Origin of the sequence: Rhodohalobacter sp., assembly GCF_041686455.1 — a bacterium.
Classification (GTDB): domain Bacteria; phylum Bacteroidota; class Rhodothermia; order Balneolales; family Balneolaceae; genus Rhodohalobacter.
In genome coordinates this window covers 1-2814 of the sequence record NZ_JAWLDW010000206.1, presented here as the reverse complement: position 1 = coordinate 2814, position 2814 = coordinate 1, and the positions used below count along the sequence as shown (strand labels likewise).

The window sequence follows — 2814 nt, the reverse complement described above, 5'->3', positions numbered from 1 at the left end:
GTGCATCCGATCGGCTGTGTTACAAAAGAGCGTGCCGGAAAATCCATAGCTGAAATGTCGGACATGAAAGCCGGCGGGGCAGTGGCATTCAGTGATGATGGTGATCCCGTGTATAATTCGCAGGTAATGCGTATAGCTCTGGAGTACTCCTCTATGCTTGAAGTTCCAGTTATCAACCACGAAGAGGATTTGGAGCTTTCACGTCCGGGTCATATGAATGAAGGGATTGTTTCAACTAAACTTGGCCTTGAGGGAACACCCGGAATTGCCGAAGAGACAATGATTGCGCGGGATATTTTGATAGCCGGATTTACCGGTGGCCATATCCATGTTGCTCATATCAGCACACGTAAGGCAGTAGATCTCGTCAGAAAAGCGAAAGAGGAGGGTGTTAACGTAACTACTGAAGTGTGTGCTCACCATTTTGACCTGACCGATGAAGAGATTGATAAACGCCATTTCGACACCAATGTAAAAATGCATCCGCCGTTGCGAACCCAGGACGATGTGGATTCCATGATCGAGGGTCTTGCGGATGGTACAATTGATGTGATCTGTACCGACCATGCACCTCACGCAATTGAAGAGAAAGAGGTGGAGTTTATTTATGCACCTAACGGAATTACCGGATTGGATACAGCCTGGAGCATTACCAATATGCGTCTTTTAAAGCCAGGAAAGCTAACAATAGAGCAGGTTTTGGAAAAAATTGTTGTAAACCCACGAAAGATTTTGAATCTAAAAGTTCCGGCTATCAAGGTGGGCGAGAAAGCAAATCTGACAATTTTCAATACGGATGAAGAGTGGACATACAGTGACAAGGAAGTTCGGTCTAAATCTAAAAACTCTCCTTATTTGGGCAATACTTTAACTGGCCGGGCAACAGCTATATACAATCGTGGTAGATTTGTTGAGAACAAGCTCAGAGCGCAGTAAATAAAAATCTATATCTGTCTTGTTTATGAAGAGGTGGATTGGTTTTTTCACGGATGTATAAATCATCTACTATGAAAGAATGCTCAATCGAATCGCATATACGTTACTCTTAATCATTTTTCTGTTTAATCCGCTTACAGGGGTTGCACAGTATCAAGAAGATACCATTCTGCAGGAGAGAAACATTTTTGAAACATTCGGATCACCGCCATCTGAGTTGAATGAACCCGGGCCGGATCACAACGCTCCATACGAGTATTTGTCCAGGGAAGCGTCCATAGAATTTGACGAAACGGATCGTGGAATAGTAGCTTACATTCACTATTTGAACCGTATTAAGGTCTACTCCGATGACCCAATCGAGCAGGCCGAGGCCGCATTGGTCGGGATTCCATACTATGCTTCAGAGAATATCGAAAGAGTTACAAACCTGGAGGGAATTACCTGGAAGGAAAATGGACAATTTTACCGGCTGAATACAGAAAATACCCGAAATTCAGAGCTCAACAGTCGGTATCGGCTCATTGAATTCGAAATGCCGGAGGTAGATGCAGGGTCCATATTAGAGTATAAATATACTCTTGAAAGAAGATACATCGAGGAGTTGCCCGATTTCTACATATCGGATCGCGTGCCGGTTCGGAAAGCTACTCTGTTTATGAAAAATGCGGACTTTTTACGGTACGGTGTAGTAGAACAGAATGTAGATTTCGAGTTAAGTTATCAGGAGTTTGAAGTGGATACAAGCAGTATTCCATTTGTCTTTACATACGAACGCCCAGATCCGGTAAACGTAGAAGTTTGGAGTGCAGAAGGGATTCCGGCAATTGATGCTACCAGTTTTCTCTCTTCTACTGATGATGTTCGGGCAAAACTTAAATTTCAGATCAGTGAATTTGGTCTGCCGCGTCAGCCGCTAGATAATAGCTGGGAGTTAATTGCCGCACAGTTACGAAGAAATTCAAACCCATACGAAAGTATTGATGAGAATAGCACACTCATTGATAATATTTTGGAGCGTTTTGAAGAGATACAAAGTCAGGTGGAAATACAGGACTCAATTTTTCATTACGTCAATTCAAATATGCAGTTTAATGGAAGAAATGCAGTTTATGCTGATGGTGGGCTTCGGCATGTGACGGAGGGGAAACCTACCAATCAGGCCGAAATCAACACGCTGCTTTTGGGAATGCTTAGGGAAGCAGGTATCGATGCGTATCCGCTATTTATTTCAGGTCGGGAATTTGGGCGCATAAACCGCTCCTTTCCCTCACTTTTTCAGTTTAACCAAATGTTGGTTTACTCTGAGATTGATGGCATGAATTATGTGATGGATGCATCTTTTGCGCATAGTCTGCCAAATTTAATCTCGGTAAATTCATTTAACAATCAGGGGTTTTTACTTCGGGAAAACGATTTTCACTGGACAGAGATCAACCCGCGAAAAAGCGTGTTTAACCTTTGGGTTGGAATTGAGGGGGATTTAAATCAAAATGGAACCTTGACCGGAACTATCCGTGCAGAAACCACTGGGTTTCCATCAAGAGAAATAAGAATAAGTTTGGTCGGTGGGGAGTCTGAAAGTGATATCATTAAGAAGATATTTTTAGATATATATCCGGAAGTGGAATTGAGTAACACTGAAATTGTTGTTGACGAACTGAATCCTGACATCATCTCAATTCAGTCTGGTTTTGAGATTCCCAACTATGCCGTTTCCTTTACTGAAGGCTTGGAATACAAGCCCGTAATCGTTGGTTATCTCTATCAGAATCCATTTGAATCGACGAATCGGCGTGTTCCCATTACGCTGGATGCTCCTGAGCATCTTTTTGTAAACTACAGTATAAGTTTACCTGAAGGAGCTGAGACAGAAAA

The 2814-nt window shown here is 42.6% G+C and carries 2 protein-coding genes; both read left to right on the top strand.

Going from position 1 to position 2814, the window contains the following annotated elements; all coding sequences use genetic code 11:
• Positions 1-936 (top strand): dihydroorotase (locus tag ACESM0_RS13590; protein ID WP_372906744.1); only part of this gene is annotated, 936 nt, incomplete at its 5' end.
• Positions 937-1015: 79 nt separating this feature from the next.
• A partial coding sequence (locus ACESM0_RS13585) for a hypothetical protein (protein WP_372906743.1) occupies positions 1016-2814 on the top strand: 1799 nt, incomplete at its 3' end.